This is a genomic window from Flaviramulus basaltis (assembly GCF_900114265.1).
GTDB lineage: Bacteria > Bacteroidota > Bacteroidia > Flavobacteriales > Flavobacteriaceae > Flaviramulus > Flaviramulus basaltis.
The window spans coordinates 1224054-1250481 of the sequence record NZ_FPKV01000002.1 but is presented as its reverse complement, the minus strand read 5'-3'; the positions used below and the strand labels follow the sequence as shown (position 1 = coordinate 1250481).

The window sequence follows — 26428 nt, the reverse complement described above, 5'->3', positions numbered from 1 at the left end:
TTTAAATTATTCTTTTATTATTTCATAAACAAAATCAAAAGTAAACCCATCAATTTGGGGGTTTGCTTTTTTACCAGTACTACCCCTAGATGGTGTATAGGTATTACCTAAAAAATCCTCTAACGGATTTGTAGTACTTCTGGAACTTTCACCTCGAGTATCAACCGTAGTCTTAAAATTAATTGGATAGGGTGTTGCAAAACCTTTCAAAATCAATTTTTCATATGGAGGCAAGAATTCATAAACCTTATGTTTAAATGTCTCTGTTTGCCCAGGCATTAACTTACGTTCATCATCCATTAATGGGTAATCATCATTAGGCATAAAAGAAGCAATCTCTCCTTTGCTATTTATTTCAATAATGCAGAAATATAATACTCTATTGCTTTTATTAGTTACTTGGAGTACTACTTCATCCTTTTCTGCAATGACTTGGAATGTTCCATTTTGATTTACAAAAGGTCTAATTTTAATATCATTAGTAGAGTTGTTATTCAATGAATCATTTACATTAGGAATTAATTTAAATTCAAACTCATAATTATAATTTTTTAAATCTAAATTTTTTAAATATTGTCCTTGAGCAAAAGCAAATAATGTTTGATTAATTTCTTCAATAGTACTACTTCCTATGTTTTCTTCATCTTTATCAACAACTTGAAGCCCATTTGGAGAATTTAAAGTGATAGAATTACCTTTTTGCATTAATACAACATCAGCAGAATCAATATACTTGGCAACTTCACCTAACTCATTTTCATTTAAAAAATTAGAAACACCAGCCTTAATTGATTTATCTTTTACAGATTCGTCAAAAAAAACATTAACAAACATATCGCCATATGATGGTTTGTCAATAAAAACCCAATACTTTTTCTCATTAGAGTTTTCAAGTGGTTCGTCAAGTTTTATAGTACATTCATTGAATTTTGAATTTAAAATAGTACCTGAAGTAATAATATTCTCTTTGGAAGCTTTTGAAGTACCAGAAGGTGTAACAAACACCGTAGTGTTTTCGAATAATCCGTGTATTTTACCAGATTGAATTCTAATAACATCATCTCTTAATACAGATTTAACTTTGTAAAATGGCTGTTGCTTTATATAGGCGTTATTGAATATTTCAGCATTAATATTTCCTTCAATTGTTGGATTTTGATAAGGTGAAATAATATTCATTTCTGTTTCAATCTTAGCAAACAATTGATTAAATGAATAGTTACTACCCAATTTATTCATTGCTTTTGTAAAAGTATAACTTAAAGATCCTACTCCTTTATATTCATAGTTTAATTCATTTGCTGACGCACCAGAAATTAATATATAGGGTGCAGCATTAACATTTAATTTTACTTTTGAATTATCTACATTTTCAATTAAACCACTTCCTGAATCTTCAATGTTCGATGTTGATTTCCAACCATCAGGAGCAAAAACAGCTTTACTTCCTCTCGCTAAACCTCCTCTTGATGAAGAACCTGAATGACAACTATCCAATAGTAAAAGTAATTGCCCGTTTTCTTGTAACGAATTTCTAAACATTGTAATATAAGTCCCTAATTCGTCATCTCGAAAATGGTTTTCACCCTTATAATTATGATTGTATTTTACCCAAGCATCATATGGAACTAATGCTTCATCTTTGCCATCAATTTCATCTCCATTATTATCAAAAATTTGTTGACCATGCATTGAAAAATGAATTACAACTATATCATTAGGGTTAATTACTTTTAACAACTCATTTAAAGCATTTTTGATTCCAGAATAAGTAGCAGCTTCATCGGTTAATAGGCTAATATTATTTTCTTTAAATTCTTGGTCTAGTAAGGTTTGTTTTATTAATGGCACATCATTCAATGAATGAATAGTACTCCAACCAGTACTTTTTGGGTAGTTCCCTACAGCAACAATTAATGCATACTTCTCAGCATAGATTGTGCTGGAATAAAAAAAAAGAATTAAAATTAAAAATATTTGCTTCATTCTAGCTATATTAGTTTAAATCAAATAGATTAAAGGATATCCCGAAAAAATAACCAAAATCGTAAACAGTTTTGGTAAGATTATCTATTGAACTTAATGATGTTGAATCCCCAATTTCAAGTCCATTTATTAAGGCTTTAACTGGACCATAAGCAAGACCACCAGAAAGAGACAATCTACTTTTACTTCCAAAATGAGCTGATGGACCTAGTAAAAAACTTATACCATTTATATTGTTATCACCAGAAATTGGTATTGATAAACCAAAGGATCCTCCAAGGTTAAAATTTTCACCCATATATGGATAAAAATTAATCATGGTACTTAAATTGGGTGTTAAATAATTATTTGAACCCCCCCCAATAGTACCATCTTCAGAAATATAAAAATCTTTAGATTTTGAACCGAAACTATTTAAAGTTAATGCAATACCAGTATTAACTTTAAAACCTCCTTTTGAATATAATTTAATATTTCTAGTTTTAAGGGTATTATTATTACCAATACTATTTTCAGAATTATCTAAAGAATTAGCAAATACACTTTTTATAAATTTTAATTCAATATTAATTTTATCTGCTTCAATCTGATAATCATAAGTTCTAGTAAAATTTGATGCTTCTAACAGTGTAAATAAAGATTTAATTTTATTAAGATCTTCAACCGTTTGAAAAGCTGATTCATTTAATGAACTCAAAAGCTTTTGTAAATCATTAGATAGATAATTCCGTTCTTTTAACTCACCCCTTGACAGTGTTTTTTCAGAATCCATTTGCGAGTCAACCTCCTTAGTAATTTCATTTATATCCATTACCAAACTAGATTTATCTTCTAAAACAATTTTTTCAAGTTGTGTTAGATAAACATAAAAATTCTGGTTTGGATCAGGCAGTCTCGCATCTTTTTCTAATGAAGCAGTTTTTATAATATTGTCTAAAATGTAAGCCTTATTAAGATTTGGGTTTAAGAGATTAGAAACTAATGTTGTTTTTAAGGCTGATATGTTCGAGGTCTTGTCATTAAGATCTGAAAAGTTATTTGAAATTGTGATACCTCTAGATTCCGATTTACTAGAAATATTATCAGTAGGTAAGTTTGCAATATTAAGATTTAATTTTCCGTTTGAAAATGAATTTACTCTTCCCATGATTGAGCTAAAATCAAATCCTCCTTCAGAACTAAAGACTTGTTCTTCTTTTACATCCGCAATTACATCTACCGCAAAAGGATTAATATTTTTTAATTCAATTTCCACTAAACTATTTCGCTTAATTTGGGGTTTTACTAATGTGTCTGTAACCTTGTTAGCCTTATCAACCTTGTAATAGGCTATTTTTTCAGAATCATAATCATAAACTACTTTATACTTCTCTTGAGAAAAAATATTTATAGTCAATAGTAAGAATAAAAACGTAAGTGTATTTTGTATATTCATAATGTGCTTTTTTGCCAATAAACTATAACATCCTGACAAAATGGATGCCAAAATTAATCTTTGCATTTTTTTGATTTAATTAAAATTAAATTTTTATTGGGATTTTCTAACCTTTTTAAGGTATCTAGCCAAGACTTTATGCTTGTTTTTCTTTGCTAATTTTTCTGGATATTTTTTGTCATAATTTTTAGTTTTAGCACTTACACCTTTATCAACAAGAGTTTTGCTTAAATTTAAATTCCCATTAATAGCTGCATAGTGTAAAAGGTTATTACCAAAATCATCTAACTTATTCACATCACCACCATTATTAATTAAATATAGAGTCAAATTGTCTTTATCTAATAAAACGGCATGTTGCAGAGGTGTTTTATTACTATTATCTTCTAAATTAATTAATAATCTTTGTTCTAATAAATATTCCACCATTTCCAAATTATCATTTTCAATAGCATAAAAAAGTAAATTACGCCCATTATTATCAAAAACTTCTTGTTCACTATTTTCCATTATAGGTCGAAGTCCCTCTAAATTATTGGCTTTAGCCGCAACAAATTGCAAAGCTCCTCTGTTAACAGTATATTCATGATCAATAATCCAAGAATATCTCAACCAAGCTTCCAATCTATCATTTAAGCCATTTTCTATGGCATATTCTAGGTTTTCATATAAAGTCATATAAATAATCTCATAAGGTATTTCTTTGATTCGATGGATATCTGAGGGGTATGCGTTTTTTGCATTGGAAAATTGTAATGTTTGAATACAATTACAGTTCTGATCAAACATATAATCAGCAGTTGATGATCCATCTTGAAGGGATTTGGCACCTGTTCTCACAACTATACCTTCAAGAAATCCAAACTGAGCAAAAGCCGGACCTCCAGAATTACCAGGAAAAACATCAATATCGGTTTGAAAGTATTTATCTTCAGAGTTATAAAGTACAGTTGCATTATCTGCAAATTTAAGAGGTAATCCAGATGGACTTCCAATTGTGTAGATTTTAGAAGACAATCCAATTTCACCACTGGTTCTAAACCTATATGGATCTCTATCGGACTTTAATTTAAGTCTTAAAATTGAGTAGTCATCCATATCGTCTTCCATGTCATCATCTAATGAAGCAATAACCTCTGACACTTCATAGACATTCTTGGGGTCAACTACAATGTATTTTTTTCCATTATAAACTTTACTTTGAATGAAATCAAGTTCATTAGTATAATCAAATACCCAAACATAGTTCTCTGCTTGATAAATATTATCAATGCAATGACCAGCGGTAACAAGAATATCAGGTGCAATTAAAAAACCAGTACAGACTGCAATTGTAGGTTGATCTAAAAATTTAACATTTTTATCAAAATTATTGCTATTATGTGCTTTGACTAATCTGTCTCTCAAGGTTGTTCCGTAAAATAAATAGTTACCATCATCATTTATAATAAGATTACTTTTATTTATCATAGATGCGGTGGCTCTAACAAAATCTCCTATACCTTCTGCATCTGTTACATCTTTTCTGTCATCATTACCGTATACACCTCTGGAGTCATCTTTACCTGGTTCTCCAAATGGATATTCAAATGGAATATCTTTTTCTTGAGAGCTAATTATAAAGTTTGAAAATAATGACAGAATAATTAAAGTTAAATGTTTCATATTAAATAAATTAGAAGAATTAATTAATAAATTTATATTTATCAAAATATTGTAGGTAAACATAAATTTAACAAAATTCTTCATAAATTTACTTTTTTTATGCTATAATCGATTTTTAGAACAATTATTAAAAAAAATAATTAATGTTAATTTTATATAATGGATAGGAATCCTCTTAGGAAATATTTTTTTTTAGTCCCCTTAATTCTTTTTGTTTTTTCATGTGCAACACATCAAAGAGCAAATATAAAAGCAGATGAAGAATTTGTAATTGAATTAAAAAAACCTACTACAAGAGGAGGTGTTATAGAAGCAGTTATTCAAGGTTTATTTTTTGGAGCAAATTATTTAGCTGAAGAATCTGCTAAGTCATTAACTAGTTCTTATTCTCAATCAATTTCTATAAATGATTATTACAATACAGATTTAGGAGTAATTGAAAAAACTTATAAATCAATACATATTAAAAAATACTCCAAACCAATAAACAAATATGAAAAAGTTAGAGTTAATAAATTATTAACTGAAGAATTCAATAAAAGTTCCACTTCAAGAGGTGAAGAAACTGTACTTAGTATTAAAGATATTATCCGTAATGAATATGATGACTTATTAAATTTTCATGCTGTAATTGAATTTATCTCTGATTCTGAAAACCCAGGAATTACAAAGTTAAGTTTTAATGAGTTAAGAGTTTTTTTTTCGAAAACTAAAATTTATAACGATGAGGATTTAAATGCAAAAGTATCTATTCTAATAGAAGGACAGTGGAGAGATTCTAATGGTGCTCCCAATAAAAAAACTTTAATTGAACAAGAATATGATTTTAGAAATCTTAAGTATGGATACAAGAATCAAATAAAAACTCCCATTCTGTCACCTTGGTATTATGACATCCCAATTTTTTCTGATATTGAAGGATTGGAGAAATATGGAGTTCTAAATATTACTATACAACTAGAAGAATATGAAGGTAATAAAAGTAAATACATAAATAAGTTACCAAGTATTTTAAGTGATAATAAAAACACCATTATTAGTAATGGTGCCTCATTGATTAAAAAATTATAAATCTTTATTAATTTTAGATCAGCCAATACAAATTTTTAATTAAAATAATCTCTTTAATTAATCTTAGGTTTAATATTATTTGTATATTTATTATAACAAAAGCAAACAAATTTTGTTTTTTAATAGTTCTTTTTGATTTTAGTGTACAATTCGGTGAATCATACTGAATTTTTAGTATTAAAATATTGATATAAAGTTACTTATGACTTGTTAGTTAGTTCTGTCATCCCGACAAAATTATATCACTTGTTATTTAACTTTCTTTTGAAGTTTTGATGTGTCTGTAAGTTTATTTATAACAATTTTCGGGTTTTCATATAAGTATATGGCGCAAGTTCCTGAAGCATCAATGGTAATGTTTTCTAAAACTTCAAGATAAGCATCACTACCTATTGAACTAACTATGCTACAGTTATTTATTGTGAAATTTTTTGCATTAAGTTGTGTGTTGTTATCAAGTTCTAAGGTTGCATTATTACAAGTACCTTCAATATCTGCATTAGCACGTTGGTATAATGTGGCAGAAATTTGAGATGTATTAATAAGGGCTTCAATTTTACTGTAGCCACTTAAGTTTAACGTGCAATTTTCACTTGTTAAATTTAATTTTACTTTAGATTTATCATCACCATTAAAACTAAAATCATCAGATTTTATAGTTAATCCAGCTTTAGAGGAACCTCTAGTTTTTAGAGTTCCATTTTTTAAATTCATTGTGGAAAGTGATAATATTTCAGCATTACCAGAGGTTATAATATGTTTTAAGAATTCATTGTAGGTCACCTTAATATCTAGTCGTTTTTTAGATGTTATTTTAGTGGTTTTTTTAAAAGTAAGTACACTGTCTATAACTTCAAATTTTATAAACTCATGAAGGTTTTCATCAGTTTCTATTTCAACTGAAGCATTTTGACTATATATTATATCTACTTTAAAATCTTCATCAAGCGCTATAGTATGAAAGGAATCGATATCAGTTAATTGTGTTGTTACATTTCTGTTTCCTTTAACTTTCTCGGGGTTTTGAGCAATAGAAAGGCCGTTTATTAATAAACAAAAAAAGAACGCAATAAGAATTTTTTTCATTGTGAAATTTGAATTAATTATTCATACAAATATAAAGCAAAAACCATCCCAAACTTTTTAGCTAAGTTTGAAATGGTTTTAAAAAAAATTTGGTTGATTATTGGTTGGTTTATTTTTGTACGATGCTTCCTGAAGGACTATCGTTTTTATTCACTTTTTCTGGATTGCCATAATATTTTACATCTCCGCCACTGCTTGCTCTTGCAGTTAATTCTTTAGAAGTGTTTACTGTGATATCTGCACCACTAGTAGCTCTAACTTCGCTAGATTCTGCTATTAAATCTGCAGCCTTTATATCACTTCCGCTAGTTGCTTCGGCAATAAGTTTTAATGTTTTTCCAGATAAATGCATATCGCTTCCACTAGTAGAATTACAATGTAAAACAGAAGTATTTACATCTAGCTTCATATCACTTCCGCTAGTTGATTTTAAATTTAAAGTTTCAACTATAATGGTGTTTGTTGAGAAAACATCACTTCCGCTTGTAGATATTATACTTGAAATATCCTTAAAGCTTACCATTACTTTTTTTGAAGTGGCATTGCCAATATTTTCTTTAGTATGAATTTTTAAAACACCATCTTCAATTTCCGTCATAATTAGCTCATGTAAATTCTCATCAGCTTCAACAGTAATGCTTTCGTTATTACTTTGTGTTAAGTATACATCTAAACCTTCAGTAGCTTTTATTGTAGAGAATGGTTCATTAACAGTTCTTTCTTGTTTTATTACGTTTCCATTTCCTCTTACTCCAGAGTTTAGGTTTAGGTCAAAATTGCATGAAAAAAGCATTAAGCTTAATACGGTTGCTACAATAAATTTGATTAGTGTTGTCATGATTGTTCGTTTTATGATTGATTTAATTTATTGTTCAAATATCTTTTAAAACAGTGTTGATTAGTAACTTAAATATCTGAACTGTTATTTTTTTATGATGAATTGTTAGTTGTCTGATTCTATGTTAATACCATTAGAATCTATATTTACTTTAACATCTTCAGATTGTACTTTAAGTCCTTTGTTATCAATTTTTATATTGCCTTCATCAGAATTAATTTCAACACCTTCCTCGTTAATTTTTAATCCTGGGGTATTTACTTTTACTTCAAAATCTTCTTCAGGGCAATCCAAGCATTCAGCATCATCAAAAAGAATTTTCACATAATGGTTTGTATCTTCTCTTGATATAATATTACCTTCAAATTGCTTATAGTGCAGGTAGTCCTTTGTGCTATTATTGAAATAAACAATGGTGTTTTCTGGTATATATAATACAACATCAACTTCTTGATCGCTAAACTTATTTTCTAGGTTAGTAGTTAGGTAAGAATCAAGTAAAAGGATATTATCTCTTAAATTAAAATTATAGTTTATGTTTTTAGCACGTTCTCTAGCTATTTCATAACTTCTACCATCTGCACTTTTTTCAATAGAAATAGTTGCAATAGAATCTGTTGTAGATTTAACTCGAATATCAACATCAGATGAATAAATTATTTTGTTGCCATCATCATCATGTGCTAATTTAAAACCATGGTTATTTCTGTAAAAATTATTACTGAAATTATCATTACTAACCATTCTAATTGTTAGAGTGTCTGTGGCTGTAATTGGTAACTCAGTTTTTACTATATAACTTTCATCGTAAGCAAACTCACTTGCTTGTCTTATACCAACTACTATTAATGATATTAGTGATATTAACCATAAACCTAGCAAAGTGAATTTTGCAATATTTCCTATAGATTTAAGATTGTTAATCAAGATTTTTAACCCTAAATAGAATAGGAAAAAGAACGGAATACCTATGGCGAAAAAGCTTAATAATGATACTAACCATATTGGAGTATTTCCAGCATTAGCAATTTCTACCATATCCAAGCCAGGGATGTGGATAATATCTGCTACACCTAAAGAAAATAATCCAATAATTAACCCAATTAAAGCAGAAGCACCTACAATTATAAGAATAATCCCAATAAACTTTGCAAACACTTTTAAGAAAAACATAAAGATTTCTCCAACGGTGTCAAAAAAAGTCTTTGAAGATGATTTTATCTTATTACTTTGTTTTTGAAAGTCTATGTTTTTTGCTGCGTTTGAGACAGAATCGGTTACATTTTTTGCTGCAGAACCAACAGAATCGGTTACGTTTTTTGCCACATCTGAAACATTATCAAAACCGTCTTTGATTTTTTTTTCAATGTTAGTAATGTTAACAGGGTCACCTGTCATCATTATTTTTTCGGCAGTTGTTTTAGCCTCGGGAACTAAAATCCATAATAAGATATAGAGTAAAATTCCTGTTCCTGCGCCAAAAATTAAAAGTATCCAAGCTAAACGAATCCAAATAGTATCAATACCAAAGTAATGTGCTAACCCAGATGATACGCCTCCTATATAAGAGTTATCCGTATCTCTAAAAAGTTTTTTAGAGGCTGAAGAAGATGTTGATTTTTTTGAATAAGACGTTTTAGGCTCATCTTCAAAAATTTCGTCATCAACTAAGTAATCTTCTGGTTGTCCCATAATAGAAATAACCTCGTCTACTTCTTTAATACGTATAACTTGCTTGTCGTTTTGAACACGCTCGCTAAAAAGTTCTGCAATTCGTGCTTCAATATCTGCTATAATTTCAGATCGACCTTGTGAGTCTGTGAATGAACGTTTTATAGCCTCTAAATAGCGCTGTAATTTTAAGTATGCATCTTCATCTATATGAAAAAATATACCTGCTAAATTTATGTTGACTGTTTTATTCATTTTTTTGTTGTTTTTTGGCTTGTTACTATGGTTACTGCATTGTGTAATTCACTCCAGGTAGTGTTTAATTCTTTTAAAAATAACTTACCTGTTTCGGTTAAACCGTAATATTTTCGTGGTGGTCCAGAGGTTGATTCTTCCCATCTGTAATTTAAAAGTCCAGCATTTTTAAGTCGTGTAAGTAGTGGGTAAATAGTACCTTCTACCACTAGCAACTTAGCGTCTTTTAAGGTGTCTAAAATTTCTGCTACATAAGCGTCTTCGTCTTTTAAGACCGAAAGTATGCAGAATTCTAGTACGCCTTTGCGCATTTGTGCCTTTGTGTTTTCTATCTTCATAGTATCATTCGTTTAATTTTGTGAAACTGTTCATTTTTTGATTGATTTGATTGATGATTATTTGATGAAATTTATTTTAAAAAATTGATTGTTAAAGGATAATGATATATTTCGCCATCTCTGGCTTTTAAGCTTGCTATTATAATAAATATGAGTTCAAAAATAAATCCTATTACTGCTAAAACACCTAATGCACCACCAATGTAAAGTAGCGGGGAAGGTTCTCCTATATTAATATGAAAATCATGAAATCCATTAAAATCTATAAAGTCTAAACCATTAAAAATTTTAAAAATGAAAAATGGAATGGTTAACGTTCCTAAAATAATAGCGTATAGCAAAATGCTAATTTGAAAGTTTATGGCTTGTTTTCCATTGGCGTCTATAAATTCCGATTTATCTTTATTTGCTACCCATAATATGATTGGACCAATAAAATTTCCAAAAGGAATAAAAAACCTACTAAAGGTTGATAAATGAATAAAGGTTGCGATGTTTTTTTGATGATTGTCTAGCATGATTTTAAAACATATAATAGTTTCTTATACAAATATATGTCTAAAAGAAGGTACTTTGTTACGCATAGTACTAAAAATTAACATAAATTTAACATTTAGTATTGCGAAGAAATTAGATGGATTTATTGTAATTGATATTGAATAATGCCTTTCTTAAAAGTGCAGAGCATCAATTGTAATTAAATGTTTTTATTAATGTTTAACTGTTTTCTTTAACTATAATAAGTCCTCTAAAAACAACAATTAATTGGTTAAAGCATTAATTTTTATCCATAATTCATTATCAAAAGAACTTGGACCAAAAGTAGTGTCTCCAGAGTCATCACCCATTCTTACTACAACTAATTTTTTACTAGTAACAACGTAAACCTTTTGGTCACTTTTTCCTAATCCAGCAATTAAATCATCAGGTGCATCTGGAATTAATTTCCCAGAAAAATCATCTTCATATTGTGGTAACTTAAAACTATCTTTTCCATTCAACCACCATAAATAACCATATGCTTTGTTTAAATTTTGTGATGTGTTTGTCATGGCATTTAAATATTCAGTATCACTCAAAATAGTAGTATTGTCCCAAATACCATTATTTAAATTTAATAAACCAAAACGAGCCATACTTCTTGCTGTACTATAAAATAAATTAAAACAACCCAAAGGTATCCAAACACCTTGCATCCCTATTTTGTTTTTTAATTTTTCATTAAAATAATCTGTAAAAGGTATTCCAGTCGCACCTGTTATAATATCAAGATTTAATCTATAACTTGCATTATGGTAATACCAGTAAGTACTAGGTTCATTTTTATAAAGTAAATCGCTGGGTTCTGTACAAGAATTGTTTTCTACATTATAATCCATTCCAGTTGTCATTGTTAAATGATTCCAAATAGTTATGTTTTTTTCTTGTTGATCTGTCATACTAGACCAATTTGCCCCTAAATAATCTTGCGAACTATCATATATATTTAAGTAGCCTTCTTTTTGGGCAATACCCATAGTATATGCTGTTAGTGTTTTTGCAGCAGAATTCCAGGTATGATTTTCTGTAGCAGAAAAATCTTCACTATACCACTCCACAACAATTTTTCCGTTTTTTAAAATGATAAATGCCTTGGAGCCTTTTTCTTCAACTAAATTTAAGAGAGGTTGTAAAGCGGCTTCGTTCCAATTTAATTCTGTTAAAGAATAGGTTTCCCAATCATCTGACCCAATAGGAGGAAAATAAAGAGTTTCTGGTGTTGGATTTTCTTCTTCTGGTTTTTCAATAGGATCGTTACTACTAGAACAATTATAAAGTGTAAATGCTATAAATAATGCAATTAACGAAAGATGAATTTTGGGTTTCATAACGTAGGTTTTTAATTTTAAGACAGTTAAAGATATAAAAAGTTTAATTATAATTTAATTAGTATTTTTATGAGAAAATAATTTAAATGAAATCATTTCTTCTCATCCCTATATTTATTCTCTTGTTTTCTTGTAAAAACACTGAAGAAAAAACCGAAGTTAAAAAAGAATATTCAACTGATATTAGAGACGTTTCTACAAAAGATTTTAGGGAGTTTAAAGTTTTGGATTCCAAATACATATCAAAAGATTCGTTATGGCAACCTTTTAATGAAGCTTTAATGAATTTTTCTGAAGCAAGTTATAATGCATTAAAACCTTTAATATTAGAACAAGACATACTTACACTTCAAAAAAGCATCAATAATGGCGATTTATCATATGAAAAGCTAGTCAAATTCTATTTATACAGAATAAAAAAGTTCGATAGAGAGAATGAATGGTCATTAAATTCTGTTATTTCTTTAAATCCAAATATAATTGAAGAAGCAAAGCAAAAAGACAGAGAACTTTTAAACAGAAAACTTAAGCATCCTATTTTTGGAATGCCAATATTATTAAAAGATAATATTAATACTTCAGAAATGCCAACAACCGCAGGTGCTGTAGCATTAAAAAAAAACAAGACTAAAGACGCTTTTATTGTACAAAGACTAAAAGAAAATGGTGCCATTATTTTAGGAAAATCAAACCTAAGTGAGTGGGCTTATTTTTTCTGTGGCGATTGCCCAAGTGGTTACAGTGCCATTGGCGGACAAACCTTAAATCCTTATGGAAGACGTGTTATGGATACTGGCGGTTCAAGTTCTGGAAGTGGCGTAGCTGTTGCAGCAAATTTTTGTGTGGCAGCTGTTGGTAGCGAAACATCAGGTTCTATTTTGTCTCCTTCAAGTCAGAATTCTATTGTAGGATTAAAACCCACTATTGGTTTGCTAAGTAGAGGTGGAATTGTACCAATTTCTTCAACACTAGACACACCAGGACCTATGACAAAATCCGTTATTGATAACGCTATTATGCTAGATGCGATGTCGGGTTTTGATAATAAAGATCCAAAAGCAATTGACACTAAAAAAGGAAATGGTTTTTATTACAATGATATGGATTCATCTAAATATGAAGGAAAACGTTTTGGAGCATTTAAAAAATTAATGGAAGATGATACATTGTATGTTAATGCACTTAATGTATTAAAGCAACAAGGTGCTGAAATTATTGAAATAGATGAAGAAAAAATAGATTTACCGGGTTTTATTAGATTGTTAAATTTAGATATGAAAAAAGATTTACCTAAGTATTTAAAGAATTATGCAGATAAAAATGCTGAGGTTTCTTCGGTAAATGATGTTATTAATTTCAATAAAAAAGATTCATTAAACAGCATGCCTTACGGACAACGTTTGTTTGAAGGTATCGCTTCTGATTCAGCAACTAATGAAGAATTTGACAGTATAAAAATGATCTTGAAAAACAACGGAAAACAATTTTTTAATGTTCCTATTAAAGCACATAAACTTGATGGTTTTCTTTCTATAAATAATTATCATGCTGGTTTTGCTGCAGTTGCCGAATATCCTGCGCTAACTGTACCAATGGGATATACAAATAAAGGCGTACCAAAAGGACTCACTTTTATAACAGAACCACTTTGCGAAAAAGAATTACTTAAATGGGCATATATTTATGAGGAAGCTTCTGGAATGCGCAAAGCACCAATGCATTACAATTAGTTTTGTTATTAGAGTAAAATAACTGTAATCCTAAAGTATTCCGTATCTTTGCGCCCTGATTTATAGAAAGTATGCGCACAAAAACTCTTAAAAAGAACAAAATTAACGTGGTAACCCTTGGTTGTAGTAAAAATGTTTACGACAGCGAAGTGCTTATGGGTCAATTAAAAGCTAGCGGTAAAGATGTAGTACATGAAGAAGAAGGTAATATTGTTGTGATTAATACCTGCGGATTTATCAATAATGCCAAAGAAGAAAGTGTTAACACTATTCTGGAATATGTACAGAAAAAGCAAGATGGTGAAGTTGATAAGGTTTTTGTAACAGGATGTTTGAGTGAGCGTTATAAACCAGATTTAATTAAAGAAATTCCTAATGTAGATGAGTATTTTGGAACTACAGAGTTACCAGGATTATTAAAAGCTTTAGGAGCCGATTATAGACATGAGTTAATAGGAGAGCGTTTAACAACCACACCAAAAAACTATGCGTATTTAAAAATAGCCGAAGGTTGCGATAGACCATGTTCGTTTTGTGCTATTCCAATAATGCGAGGTAAACACAGAAGTACGTCTATAGAGCAAATTGTTATTGAAGCTGAAAAACTTGCAGCAAAAGGCGTTAAAGAATTGATTTTAATTGCCCAAGATTTAACATATTACGGACTTGATTTATATAAAAAACGAAACCTAGCAGAACTTCTTGAAGCTTTAGTAAAAGTTGATGGAGTAGAATGGATTCGTTTGCATTATGCATTTCCAACGGGTTTCCCTATGGATGTTTTAGATGTTATGAATCGCGAACCTAAAGTTTGTAATTATTTAGATATTCCGTTACAACATATTTCAGATGACATATTGAAAAGTATGCGTCGTGGAACTACTAAAGAAAAAACAACAAAGTTACTTAAAGAGTTTAGAGCAGAAGTGCCTAATATGACTATTAGAACAACGCTTATTGTTGGATATCCTGGTGAAACTGAAGAGAATTTTCAAGAGTTAAAACAATGGGTTAAAGATATGCGTTTTGAACGTTTAGGTTGTTTTACTTATAGCCATGAAGAAAATACTCATGCTTATAATTTAGAAGATGATGTTCCTGAAGAAGTGAAAATAGAGCGTGCTAATGAAATTATGGAAATTCAATCGCAAATTTCTTGGGAATTGAATCAACAAAAAATAGGAGAGACCTTTAAAGTAGTTATAGATAGAAAAGAGGGTAATTATTTTGTTGGACGTACAGAATTTGATTCACCAGATGTAGATAATGAAGTATTAATAGATGCAACTAAAACGTATTTAAAAACAGGTGAGTTTACTACAATTAAAATTACTGAAGCAGAAGATTTTGATCTTTATGGTGAAGTTGTGAACTAGTTTTATACTTTGGCAACTATGTCAATATATGATTTTAATGGATTCTTAAAAAACATAAATTCCGGACCATTGCGTGTTCTATATACTGCTATTCCTAATAATAAATATGTGCCTTTAGATTTATCTGAATCTAATAAGCTTTTAAATGCCATTGATGTATCGTCGTCCGAAAAGTTAGGAGCTTATGTGAATAATCATATAAAAACCAACGGAGCACAAGTTGCTTTTGGTGGTTATTTAGAAGTACGAAACATATACAAACGAAGTAATCATTTTAATAAGCAAGCACAAGAAGAACGTAATATCCATTTAGGTATCGATTTGTGGTGCACTGCAGAAACTCCAATTTATGCTCCTTTAGATGCAACTGTGCATAGTTTTAGAAATAATACCAATTATGGTGATTATGGGCCAACTATTATTTTAAAGCACCATATTTCTGGTATTGAATTTTACACACTTTATGGGCATTTAAGTTTAGCTTCCATTCAACATTTAGAAGTCGGGCAAACCTTTAAACAAGGGAATAAAATAGCTACTTTGGGGAAAGCTTCAGTAAATGGCGATTACCCTCCGCATTTACATTTTCAGGTTATAAAAGATATTCAAGATTATCAAGGCGATTACCCAGGCGTTTGTAGTAAAACAGATTTTGAGTTTTATAAAAGCAACTGCCCAAATCCTAATTTGTTATTGAAATTATAATTTTGATGATTTTTGTCAATGTGTTTTATCTAGAAAATAGTGATTTTCGTACGAAAGAAATCAGAAGAAATAAAATCAGAAACTAAGCTTAGTTCACACTAAAACATCCAATTTTATAGACTTCCATGTAAATAGTTTTTATGCTATTCTAACTTGTTTTCCATAATTTAAGAATAGTTCATTTATAATGTTTACTGCATCTAAAACTGCTTTTTCTGGGGTGTACGCAGTGTCTGAAATACCAGAAACTACTTTAGATATGTTATGATCTACGCTTCTCTTTAAATTCCAAGTTGATGATTGGGCAACAGTTAAATAAGCAGAAAAATTATGATGTCCAGATCCAGGTCTCTCACCAATGATATGAATTATGCCATGACTTTTTGGAGGTGATGACTTTTGTCCAAATAGAACTTCTCCACAAGCATAACCAGCTCGTACGCGTCCGTTCTTTATTACAATGTGTTTTTTACTCAGTGTGTATCCGTAATCTTTTAGTGAATTGATAAGTCCATCTAAAAAAGGGAATAAATGTCCTTCATCCATTAAAGCCCTGGCATTTAATCCATCAGAGATAATAATTTGAATGTCTGGCGTATTTTCATTCCATGAATTTCTTAATAATTTTACTTTTTCAACAGCATTTGGGGTTAATACTTCGCCAGATTCGGGATGGTAAACGTAGTCTTTTCTGTTTTCTGATTTTGTGATAATTGGAACAGAAGCTGGAAGACTTTGAATAAATGTAGAATTCATTTCTGTCCATAAACTCACTTTAGCATCTTCATATAAATAATGAACTTTTTTATCTAGTGAAGGCTTTAAATCCCAATAATTATTTCCATATCCTTGTGCAATTGGAACACCCCGACTTTCAATACGAGCAATACACTGCTTGCCTTCTTCATAAATTTCTTCCAAGGATCTTTTGTCTTTTTTTGTTTTTTTGAATTTGTAATAAACCCAAATTGGATCACCAAAATGCTTCGTAGGATTTCCCTTTTCATCAATTATTTCTAATTTTTTAAAGAAATCCCACATGGCATCATTCACTTTGTATTTAAACTGCTCTCTTATTTTAACATGATTGCTGAATGCAGTAGTTAAATAACTGAGCATAGGATCATTTTTGGTAGGTAAAGCCATTAAATAAGCAGGATTTGCAGGCATCACATTTTCTATGCACCAATCTAAATCTTCTAAGTTTACATCCATATGTAATGTGGAGCAAATATCTAAACCAATAGTTAATCCGTGAAGTTTACCCATAACAGTATCTTCCAAACAACAACGAACAAGTTGTTCTTTACTTCTAAACACTTCAGGTCCAATAAACCCTGCAACATCGTTAACATGTACCCACGAGTTGTTATCTCCTTTAAGTGCATCAATCTTTTGTTTTAAAACTCTTAAAAAGCCATATTTTCTAGATTCATGCATGACCATGTCAAAACCTTCAGCATGACCATTTGTTAAATCTGCTCCTTGACCAGTTTCTGCATAGAATCCAAAATGGCCATTCCGCTCAGAAGCGTATTGCAGCATTTTATCTATAGTCACATCAAAGGTTTTATTAGCATTTACGGTGCCTGCAATACTCTGAAACCAAATGCCAGTACTTCCTGGGTTTTCTTTTTCTACTTCTGCTTGAATATCTATATGCGAAAGCACACAATTGGGAATAGTTTCTTCTAAATCGAAACTTGTAATAATATCGAAAAGAGCATTTTCAATTTTAGCAACAGATTCTGGTTGACTTGAAACTGGATTTGTACCTAAAACTACATCTCCAACCGCGTAAGACCAAGCATTAAAAACTTGCCAGCTAATATCTTCTATGTTATCTGTTGGAGAATTAGGCTGTACTCTAGCTCCCATATAACCTTGACTTCCAATTTTACTATTTGGCAAAGGATTAAAAACTTTTTTACCAATTTCAATGAGTTCTTCATTAGTCATTAATTTCACCAAACAAGCAATAATATCACTACTCAGGCTTGGCATAATCTCTTTTATCTTCTCTTCAGGTTGAGATAATGTAAAGTCTTTTAGTTCTTGTAAAGTCAAGTTTTCTATAAAAGGGTTTACCTGAGTTGATTGTTGAATTAACTCTAGGATACCATCATTATATACTACATGTTTATTAAGACTTTCAATTTTAGTATTACCAAGTAATTTTCTGGCATAAGTTCTTGATTGATCATCGGCAGCTGCAATGTTTAAGGTTTTGTCTCCTTCTTTAAATTCGTTTGCAGCCCCTAATATCTGTCTATAAAGAGTCATATTAAATTCTCCTTTAACTTTTTTAATGTAACTAAAAATGTCTTCGTTGATATCGGGTTTTGGTATGACAACACCTTGTAAAGAAGTATCAAGAGTTTCTTCCTTCGAAACGAAAAAATTACAGCCATTTAAAATTAAAATAGAAGCTCCCGTTAACCCTGCCTGTTTTAAAAATTCATCTCTCGACATAATAAAATTTGAGTTTATGATTTTTTAATGAATAGTTTTCAACTTTAATGATATGACGTCGTTTTAATACTGAAACAAGTTTAGTACAGGTGACTTAATATCAGTTGTTAACGAAGTTAGTTGAATTTTTTTATAAAGTCAAGTTTCAATATCCCTTTTAATTACTTTTGGTTAAAAGTGTTTTCAAAGCTGAAAATAAAAAGACTTTCAATTCGGATGACATATTGTTTTTTGTAGAATATTTCTGGTTGATTTCAATTTCAACTCCAATATAATTTGATTCAAACTGCTTGCGTAGATAAGTAGTAAAACCATCTGCTTTTCCTAAATAAGGATAATTATAACGCACATTTAAGCCCGGTTTTAAATTTTTGAGTTCTTTTTTAAAATCAGAACAAAAGGTTTTTTCTGTATTTTTTTTGGAATCGTATAACAATCCAATATCACAGTTTCTTTCAACATTATTTAAAATAGGTGTGAATGAGTGAACAGAAATATGTAAAACAGATTCTCCTTTTTCAATCCAATTTTGAATGGTGTTTTCAACCTTTTTTCTATAAACTAAATAATGCGAATTAATTAAATGCTGCTTTTCTTTTTTAGAAATGTTTTTAGTGAATTCTGAAAATAAACTTTTATGATGTAACGACCTATTGAGTTCAATAAGCAATCGGCTAGTTTCAGAATATAAGGACTCATTTGCAAGTGGTTTTAATGCGTTAAACACATCCAATGTGCCCAAATCGTAACCGCGATGAGAGTTTAAAACCAATTCAGAGCCTTTAAAATACTTTTCAAAAGCTTTAGGAATCGTATTTCCACCATGTTCGCAGGTTACTATAAGTTTCACGACGTAAAGACTTTATTTTCTTGCAAGCAATTGGCTAATTGCTTGTACACTTTTTTAATATTGCTTTCTGAAAAATCATTACCAATAGCATGAAGTATTCTAGTTGCTAAAGTACCTTTCGATATAATGGTTTCTATAGCTTGATGATGTGTTTCATGTATATTAATTTTAACCAATTTGTAAAGCTGTTTCCAAATATCTTGCACTGTACATGCTTGCTCTATTTCAAATAAATTTAGATATTCTAAATTATATACAATATGCTTTTCGCCTTCTTTAATAGATGGATTTAATATACTAAAAAGAGCTTCTACTGTCCATGATTTTTGAGCTTGTAATGAAGCCGTTTGGTTATTAACTAGTAGTTTGACTACTTCAATAATGAATACACAAATAGCAATATCGGCTTGTGGGCATTCTTGTATATCTACCAATCTAATTTCAATAGCGTTTCTGTCAAAACGGGCAATAGCGCCACGAGAGTTTAAGAAATGATGATCTAAAATATTATCTATATCGTGAGGTTTTATGGCTTTATTTATAGGTTCAAAAATGGTAGTATAATAGTCCTTTTTTGTGAAAACTTGCTCAGGAATTACTAAACCTGTCATTTCTGAAATTTCTTTTTGATTGGTTTTATAATATTCCAATCTGGTATCTTTATATCCTGTGTTTTTGCCTTCCAAAATAGGAGAACTGGCACATAAACCTGGAATTAAAGGCAAAATGATACGAATAGCAGCATGTAGTTTTTCAAACTCGCTATCGTCAAAAAAAGGTAAATTAATATGGGTGCTTTGTACATTGCTCCAACCATGTCCTTTACAATTAAAGATTCGATTATAAAGCGCATAAACTTCACTATAACTATGTTTCCAAAGTTGTGTATCAGTTAATGGATTCATTAATGGGTGTGCTGCTGTTGGTAATAATGAAGCGTTTAAAGTGCTTAAAAGCGCATTAATTTCTAGTACATTTTTATGAAAAGCATTTGCAAGCGTATCCAAATCTCTAGTTGGCCCGTTTGTTTTTAACTCTACAACATGTGCCACTAATTCGTTACTCCATGCAATGTTACCATTTTCAATATCATCGGTCAATGAGCCATTTTTTAAAGTGAGAAGCTCATCAACGATAGGTTTTACTTTAAAATCCAGATTACCAACCAGCATATATTCTAGTTCAATACCAAAAACTTCAAATAAATGATACTTTTTAGCCATGTTAATCTAATCTGTTTTTTAACGCGGTTAATATTTTTGTATAGACTAAATCTCCATAAAAACGATCTTCAACACCAAAATCAATATTAGGGTTGTCGTTAATTTCAATAACCATAGGTTTCTCGTTAATGACTTTAATATCGATGCCTAATAAACCATTACCAATAAGTTTAGCAGATTTAATAGCCATTTTTAATACTTTTTTAGGTACATCCTCAATAGGTAAACAATCGGCATCACCATCTTGATCATGTTTATTTTTAGCTTTCCAGTTATAAATTTGCCAATGCCCTTTTGCCATGTAGTATTTACAAGCAAAAAAAGGTTCACCATCAATAATTCCAATACGCCAATCGTAATCTGATGGGCAAAATTCTTGTGCAATTATTAAATCAGATTCTTTGAGCATGGTGTTAGCTAGATTATGAAACTCTTCTATTGTTTTAGCTTTTTTCACACCAAATGAAAACGTTGAATCTGGAGCTTTTAGCACGCAAGGCAATCCTGTAAATTCTAAAATTTGATTCAGATTATCCTTGTGAACAATAATAGTTTTTGGGGTGTCAATGTTCGCGTTTTGCAACGCTTCTGCCATATATACTTTATTGCAACATTTTAAGATGGCATCTGGGTAATCAACCAAGGCAATACCTTCTTGTTGCGCTTTTCTAGCAAAGGCATAGGCTTCATTATTAACTTCTGTACTTTGTCTAATTAATAATGCATCAAAAGATGATAATCGCGATAAATCTTTAGGCTCAATAATTTCAGCATAAATATTCATTTTTTCAGCAACTTCAATAAATTTTTTCAAAGCTTTTGAATTGCTTGGTGGCGCAGGATCGTTTGGGTTGAATAAAATAGCTAAGTCAAAATCGTTTTGTGTTAATTTAGGGGTATCATATCTTTTCTTAGAAAAATACTGATTAGCAAATTGCTGAACACTTTCAAGATGGTCATTTGGAATTTCAGTTTCTGAAATCACTTTTACACTTTGTATGTTCCATTTCGTGTTATAATTAAATTTCACTCTAAGAAATGGTACTTGAAAATGTTTGTAAAACAACGTGCTTAACTCTTTATATTTTTGAGCTACGTTTTGTCCGAAATAAATACTTAAAGTAAATTCTCTAGATTTAATATTTTTAAGACTTTGTTGAATAATATCATCAAACTCATCAGATACAATTCTAACTAATTTTAAAGTTTTTAAATCTACTATATTCATTACTGTTGGAATTGCCAAATGTCCTCTGGCTTCTGCCAATAGCGATACGTAATAGCCTTTAGATTGGTAATTATAATCTTTACAAAGATTAAAAATACGTGCCTTTTTTAGTAGTGAAAATTTTGGGTTTGTTAGGTAATCTTGTGGTGAAATCACGGTAATATTCTCAATCGAAAAATTCCATTTTTCTGGTTGATTGACAACAATATATTTTTGCATTAAAGTAGCATAGTGCTTATTAAATTTTAAACAAAATTAGTGTTTTTTAGAATTCAAATATTTTTTTAGATACTTATTTAATAAAATCAAAAAACTAAAATATAGCCGATAAAATACATACAGAACCGAAGCCGACTAAAGCTAAAATTGTAGTCATCATGGTCCAACTTTTAAAAGTGTCTTTTTCACTTAATCCTAAATATTGATTAACGAGCCAGAAGCCACTATCATTAACATGAGAGAAAATTGAAGAACCAGCAGCTATTGAAATTACTATACAGGCTAAATCAAAATCCCCAAAATTCATTTGAGCCAATAAAGGTGAAACCAAACCAGCAGACGTTATCATAGCGACAGTTGCAGACCCTTGTGTAACTCTTACTAAAGCAGCAATAATAAACGAAAATACGAGCACAGGAAACCCAACGCCTGCAAGACTTTCTGCTAACATTTGTCCAACACCAGTATTCACTAAAAACTGTTTAAATACACCACCTGCACCAGTTACCAATATAATCATACCAGCAGGTTCCATAGATTTCATGGTGATTTTTAATAATTGTGCTTTAGTGAAACCTTGCCTAATTCCTAAAATATACCAAGCTAAAATATTTGCAATAATTAAAGCTGAAAACGGATGACCTATTAATTGAATAAATTTTATAATTTTTGCTGAAGACACCGGAATTATCTCACTACTTATAAACGTATTTAATAAGATTAAAAAAATAGGAACAGAAATAATAGTTATAACGGTTGAGAAATTTGGAGTTAAAGCTGTTTTCTCTTCAGTATCAAATTCAAAAGGTACAGGAACAAATATTTTTTTACTTATATATTTTCCAAAAAACAAACCACATATAATCGCTGTTGGCAAACCAACAATAGCTCCAATAAGAATAACCCAACCTAAATCTACACCAATAATATCGGCAACAGCAATTGGGCCAGGAGTAGGAGGAATAAAAGCATGAGTAACTGCTAAACCTGCTAAAAGTGGTATAGCAAAGGTTAAAAGTGACTTACCTGTTTGCTTTTGTAAAGCATAAATCATAGGAACTAATAAAATAAATGCTACCTCAAAAAATACAGGAATCGCGACTATAAATCCTGTAATTACCATGGCAATGGGTGCTTTTTTTACACCAAAGCGTTTTAGCATCATTTTAGAAATAATATTTGCGCCTCCAGAATGTTCTAATATGGCTCCAAACATGGCGCCTAAACCAACTACTGTGGCAACAAAACCTAATGTATTTGCCATTCCGGTTTGAATGGTTTTCATCATTTCCTCTGGTTGCATGCCAGCAACAATGCCTACAACAATACTTGCAATTAATAAACTTATAAAAGCGTGTAATTTTAATTTGATGATTAAAAAAAGGAGTACGCTTATCCCGATTATTAAGGCTAATATTAAATTATAGTCCACTATTTATGTTTTTAGTCCAGTTAGTATGATAAAATTGACTAGAATTATCGTCAATTTTTTGGTAGGTATGCGCTCCAAAATAATCACGTTGCGCTTGAATAATATTTGCAGGTAGTCTTCTAGTAGTCATGGAAACCCAATAGTTATATGCAGACCAAAAGGTGTCTAAAGACACACGATTTGATATAGCAGATTTAAGGAGTTCAGCTATTGAAGTTTCTGAAGATTTTAAAGTGTTAAGGATGAAATCATCATCAAATAAATCATTTTTTGATTTAAATAATCCTGAGATTTGTTGCATAAGTTCAGATCTAATAATGCAACCGTTAGTCCAAATTCTAGATAATTCGGATAGGTTAATATTCCAATCATTTTCTTTAGCAACTTCAGTAATAATTTCAAAACCTTGTTGATGGTTTATAATTCTTGCAAAACGATAAGCATGTTGTAGAATGGTTATGTTTGGTATGTTTTGGTCTGAGTTTTCTGAGGAAATTCTCCTTGATAGGAATTCTCTTTTTTCTTTAAAAGATGATAAATAACGAGCAAAAACAGCCGAAGTCATCATTGTAGTTGGAATGCCAATTTCTAAAGCTAATTTACTTGACCAACTTCCTGTGCCTTTATTTCCTGCTTTGTCTAAAATAGTATCAATAATATAATTATCGTCTTCTTTTGCAACTAAGATTTCTGCGGTAATTTCTAATAAATAGCTTGATAAACTGGTTTTATTCCAATTTAAAAATACTTCTGAAATAGCTTCATTTGTCATTGTAAGTGACATCATACCATAAAGCTCTGCAAGTAATTGCATTTCGGAATATTCAATACCATTATGAATCATTTTCACAAAATGACCAGCACCATCATTTGCAATGAAGCAACAACAGGGTTTATTGTTTTTGTCTTTTGCTGATATAGTTTCAAGGATAGGAGCAACTAATTTATAACTATCTATATTGCCGCCAGGCATCATGGAAGGCCCTTTTCTAGCACCTTCTTCACCTCCCGAAATCCCACAGCCTATATAATGAATATCTTTTTTTTGTAGCGTTTCGTGTCTTCTTTTTGTGTCTAAAAAATAAGAGTTTCCACCATCAATAAGAATATCATTTGTGTCAAGAAAAGGCGTTAATTGATTGATTACAGCATCAACAACAGCTCCAGCTTTTATCATCATTAAAATTTTTCTAGGTTTTTCAATGGAAGTAATAAAGGCTTCAATATTGGTATATCCAGAAATATTTTGAAAGCTTTCATTTTTACTTAAAAAATCACTTACTACATTCGCTTCATCTCCCTCACTTCTGTTGTAAACGGAAAGGTTAAAACCGTTTTCGGCAATATTTAGGCTTAAACTTTTTCCCATGACTCCAAGGCCAATAACTCCAAATTCTGATTTATTCATTTAAATTTAATTTAGAAGTTATAGTTGTTATAATGTCTTTTACAGGTTTTTCAATTGGAATGTGCAATCCATACTGTGGTATTTCAAGTGTATCAAATTGAGACGTTAATAAAGTTGATTTCATGTAATGTTGATTTCTTTGTTCCAAACGAGTTTTTATAACATCAAATGAACCAGATAAATATACCCAATTTATAGTTTTAATTTTAGAACTTAAAATAGCACGATATTTTTCTTTTAATGCAGAGCAAGCTAAAATAGCACCTCCATTTAATTCCCATTTTTCAATATGGTTGGATAATGATTCGAGCCAAGGTTTTCTATCGTCATCTGTTAATGCGTGACCGTTTTTCATTTTTTCAATATTGGCTTCAGTATGAAAATCATCAGCATCATAAAATGGTAAATTTATTTTTTCTGATAATGATTTTCCAACAGTAGTTTTTCCACAACCGCTAACACCCATAATTATAATCATCATCATTATTCTGCTTTAAAAAAATCGCTTTTTATACCTTTTACACCAGGAACAACTTTAAATAAACCGCCAGCATGTGGATATTTTTCTTGATTTTCTTCAGACATATATAAAGCTGCTGAAGTTATAAAAAGTGTATCTAAATTTTTGCCGCCAAAAGCACAAGACGTTACATTTGCAGCAGGAACTTTAATTTGTGAAATCATTTTTCCGGTATTTGGATTAAAGCGTGTTACCGAACTGCCACTCCACATACCAACCCAAAGCATGCCTTCTTCGTCAATGGTCATTCCATCTGGATTTCCTAGCGAATCGGCAATCTTAACAGCAATTCTTTGGTTTGTAATATTTCCTGTGGAATCCTCATAATCGTAAGCCTTAATTTCTTGAGTTGGAGTATCAATGTAATACATGGTTTTTTTATCATTAGACCATACAATACCGTTTGAAATTGAGATACTATCTAGTTTTAAAGTAGTATCACCTTTTGCATTAATCATATATAGATTTGCTGCATAAGGTTTGGTGTTTAGTTCCATAGAACCTACCCAAAATCTGCCTGATGGATCGCATTTTCCATCATTAAATCTGTTTGATGTTATTTCAGATTCTACATCAGAAAGTAAGGTGAATTCTCCTGTATTTATGTTTAAAGTATAAATACCATCTTGCAAGGCTACTAGGGATTTCTCTGAATCTATAGGTACAATAGTGCCAATTCTTGATGGAGTATTTATGGAACGATTGGTTTTAGTTTTAGGATTGTAAATATGTACCTTCATCCCTTCAATATCTATAAAATATAATTCTTGAGATTCATGATTCCAAATGGCACCTTCTCCAAGTTGAGCTTTTATATCAAATTCTAAAATCGCTTTGTTTTTAAGTTCGTTTACGACAGTTTTATTTTCACCAATAGTCTTGTCTATTTTCTTATTGGAATTACACTGAGTTAAAATTAATGTAAGCAAAAAAACAAGGAGAATGTTGGTGGTCTTATTGTATTTAGTGGTCATTGGTATTGTTTTTATAAAATTAGTTAAAAAAAACAATATCCATTTTCTTAAATTTTCTATTTGTAGTATTATTTTATC

21 protein-coding genes are annotated in these 26428 nt (G+C 30.3%); 4 read left to right on the top strand and 17 right to left on the bottom strand.

The window, feature by feature from the left end; translation table 11 throughout:
• Positions 1-6: 6 nt before the first annotated feature.
• From BT151_RS12110 to BT151_RS12100, 3 genes are all read right to left on the bottom strand, one after another.
• Positions 7-1986, bottom strand: coding sequence for a caspase family protein (locus BT151_RS12110; protein WP_072402506.1), 1980 nt, complete (start codon positions 1984-1986; stop codon positions 7-9).
• 10 nt (positions 1987-1996) lie between these two features.
• Positions 1997-3421, bottom strand: a complete 1425-nt coding sequence (locus BT151_RS12105) for a hypothetical protein (RefSeq protein ID WP_143144290.1) — start codon at positions 3419-3421, stop codon at positions 1997-1999.
• Positions 3422-3514: 93 nt separating this feature from the next.
• Entirely contained in the window at positions 3515-5086 is a 1572-nt protein-coding gene (locus BT151_RS12100; protein ID WP_171946630.1) for an ankyrin repeat domain-containing protein, read from the bottom strand.
• Positions 5087-5245: 159 nt separating this feature from the next.
• On the opposite strand from BT151_RS12100, the gene BT151_RS12095 reads away from it, so the two are divergent.
• Positions 5246-6157: a hypothetical protein gene (locus BT151_RS12095; RefSeq protein WP_072402500.1), complete on the top strand. Its 912-nt coding sequence runs from the start codon at positions 5246-5248 to the stop codon at positions 6155-6157.
• A gap of 249 nt (positions 6158-6406) precedes the next feature.
• Here the strand turns inward: BT151_RS12095 and BT151_RS12090 are convergent, their stop codons facing one another.
• The 6 genes from BT151_RS12090 to BT151_RS12065 form a co-directional block, all read right to left on the bottom strand.
• The gene (locus tag BT151_RS12090) at positions 6407-7243 is read right to left on the bottom strand and encodes a GIN domain-containing protein (protein WP_245794816.1); all 837 of its coding nucleotides are present in this window, start codon (positions 7241-7243) and stop codon (positions 6407-6409) included.
• A 109-nt stretch (positions 7244-7352) separates the two neighbouring features.
• Positions 7353-8081 (bottom strand): head GIN domain-containing protein, encoded by a 729-nt coding sequence (locus BT151_RS12085; protein WP_072402498.1) that lies wholly within the window; start codon positions 8079-8081, stop codon positions 7353-7355.
• A 105-nt stretch (positions 8082-8186) separates the two neighbouring features.
• Entirely contained in the window at positions 8187-10007 is a 1821-nt protein-coding gene (locus BT151_RS12080) for a PspC domain-containing protein (RefSeq protein WP_072402496.1), read from the bottom strand.
• Positions 10004-10345: a PadR family transcriptional regulator gene (locus BT151_RS12075; protein WP_072402494.1), complete on the bottom strand. Its 342-nt coding sequence runs from the start codon at positions 10343-10345 to the stop codon at positions 10004-10006. Before BT151_RS12075 ends, BT151_RS12080 begins: the two co-directional genes overlap by 4 nt.
• A 71-nt stretch (positions 10346-10416) precedes the next feature.
• A complete protein-coding gene (locus BT151_RS12070; RefSeq protein WP_072402492.1) occupies positions 10417-10863 on the bottom strand; it encodes a DUF4870 domain-containing protein in 447 nt (148 codons plus the stop codon).
• A gap of 243 nt (positions 10864-11106) precedes the next feature.
• On the bottom strand, positions 11107-12213 hold the full coding sequence (locus BT151_RS12065; RefSeq protein WP_072402490.1) for a serine hydrolase domain-containing protein: 1107 nt from the start codon (positions 12211-12213) through the stop codon (positions 11107-11109).
• Positions 12214-12299: 86 nt separating this feature from the next.
• Between BT151_RS12065 and BT151_RS12060 the strand changes: the two genes are divergently transcribed.
• The 3 genes from BT151_RS12060 (at position 12300) to BT151_RS12050 (ending at position 16024) form a co-directional block, all read left to right on the top strand.
• The gene (locus BT151_RS12060) at positions 12300-13943 is read left to right on the top strand and encodes an amidase family protein (protein WP_072402488.1); all 1644 of its coding nucleotides are present in this window, start codon (positions 12300-12302) and stop codon (positions 13941-13943) included.
• A gap of 71 nt (positions 13944-14014) precedes the next feature.
• Complete coding sequence (gene rimO / locus BT151_RS12055; RefSeq protein ID WP_072402486.1) at positions 14015-15319, top strand: 30S ribosomal protein S12 methylthiotransferase RimO; 1305 nt, start codon at positions 14015-14017, stop codon at positions 15317-15319.
• Positions 15320-15337: 18 nt separating this feature from the next.
• The gene (locus BT151_RS12050; protein ID WP_072402484.1) at positions 15338-16024 is read left to right on the top strand and encodes a peptidoglycan DD-metalloendopeptidase family protein; all 687 of its coding nucleotides are present in this window, start codon (positions 15338-15340) and stop codon (positions 16022-16024) included.
• 138 nt (positions 16025-16162) lie between these two features.
• Here the strand turns inward: BT151_RS12050 and eutB are convergent, their stop codons facing one another.
• The 8 genes from eutB to BT151_RS12010 all read right to left on the bottom strand — a co-directional run bounded on the left by eutB (position 16163) and on the right by BT151_RS12010 (position 26350).
• Positions 16163-18496 (bottom strand): ethanolamine ammonia-lyase subunit EutB, encoded by a 2334-nt coding sequence (eutB, locus tag BT151_RS12045; protein WP_072402482.1) that lies wholly within the window; start codon positions 18494-18496, stop codon positions 16163-16165.
• A gap of 157 nt (positions 18497-18653) precedes the next feature.
• A complete protein-coding gene (locus BT151_RS12040; protein WP_072402480.1) occupies positions 18654-19346 on the bottom strand; it encodes an N-formylglutamate amidohydrolase in 693 nt (230 codons plus the stop codon).
• On the bottom strand, positions 19343-20569 hold the full coding sequence (locus tag BT151_RS12035) for a glutamate-cysteine ligase family protein (protein WP_072402478.1): 1227 nt from the start codon (positions 20567-20569) through the stop codon (positions 19343-19345). Before BT151_RS12035 ends, BT151_RS12040 begins: the two co-directional genes overlap by 4 nt.
• Before the next feature lies 1 nt (position 20570).
• Positions 20571-22016 (bottom strand): RimK family protein, encoded by a 1446-nt coding sequence (locus BT151_RS12030; RefSeq protein WP_072402476.1) that lies wholly within the window; start codon positions 22014-22016, stop codon positions 20571-20573.
• Positions 22017-22110: 94 nt separating this feature from the next.
• Positions 22111-23448, bottom strand: coding sequence for a GntP family permease (locus tag BT151_RS12025; RefSeq protein ID WP_072402474.1), 1338 nt, complete (start codon positions 23446-23448; stop codon positions 22111-22113).
• Positions 23438-24856, bottom strand: coding sequence for an NADP-dependent phosphogluconate dehydrogenase (gndA, locus tag BT151_RS12020; RefSeq protein ID WP_072402472.1), 1419 nt, complete (start codon positions 24854-24856; stop codon positions 23438-23440). The genes BT151_RS12025 and gndA overlap by 11 nt, the downstream gene beginning before the upstream one ends.
• Positions 24849-25340, bottom strand: coding sequence for a gluconokinase (locus BT151_RS12015; RefSeq protein ID WP_245794814.1), 492 nt, complete (start codon positions 25338-25340; stop codon positions 24849-24851). Before BT151_RS12015 ends, gndA begins: the two co-directional genes overlap by 8 nt.
• The gene (locus BT151_RS12010; protein ID WP_084647937.1) at positions 25340-26350 is read right to left on the bottom strand and encodes an SMP-30/gluconolactonase/LRE family protein; all 1011 of its coding nucleotides are present in this window, start codon (positions 26348-26350) and stop codon (positions 25340-25342) included. Before BT151_RS12010 ends, BT151_RS12015 begins: the two co-directional genes overlap by 1 nt.
• Between the last annotated feature and the right edge of the window lie 78 nt (positions 26351-26428).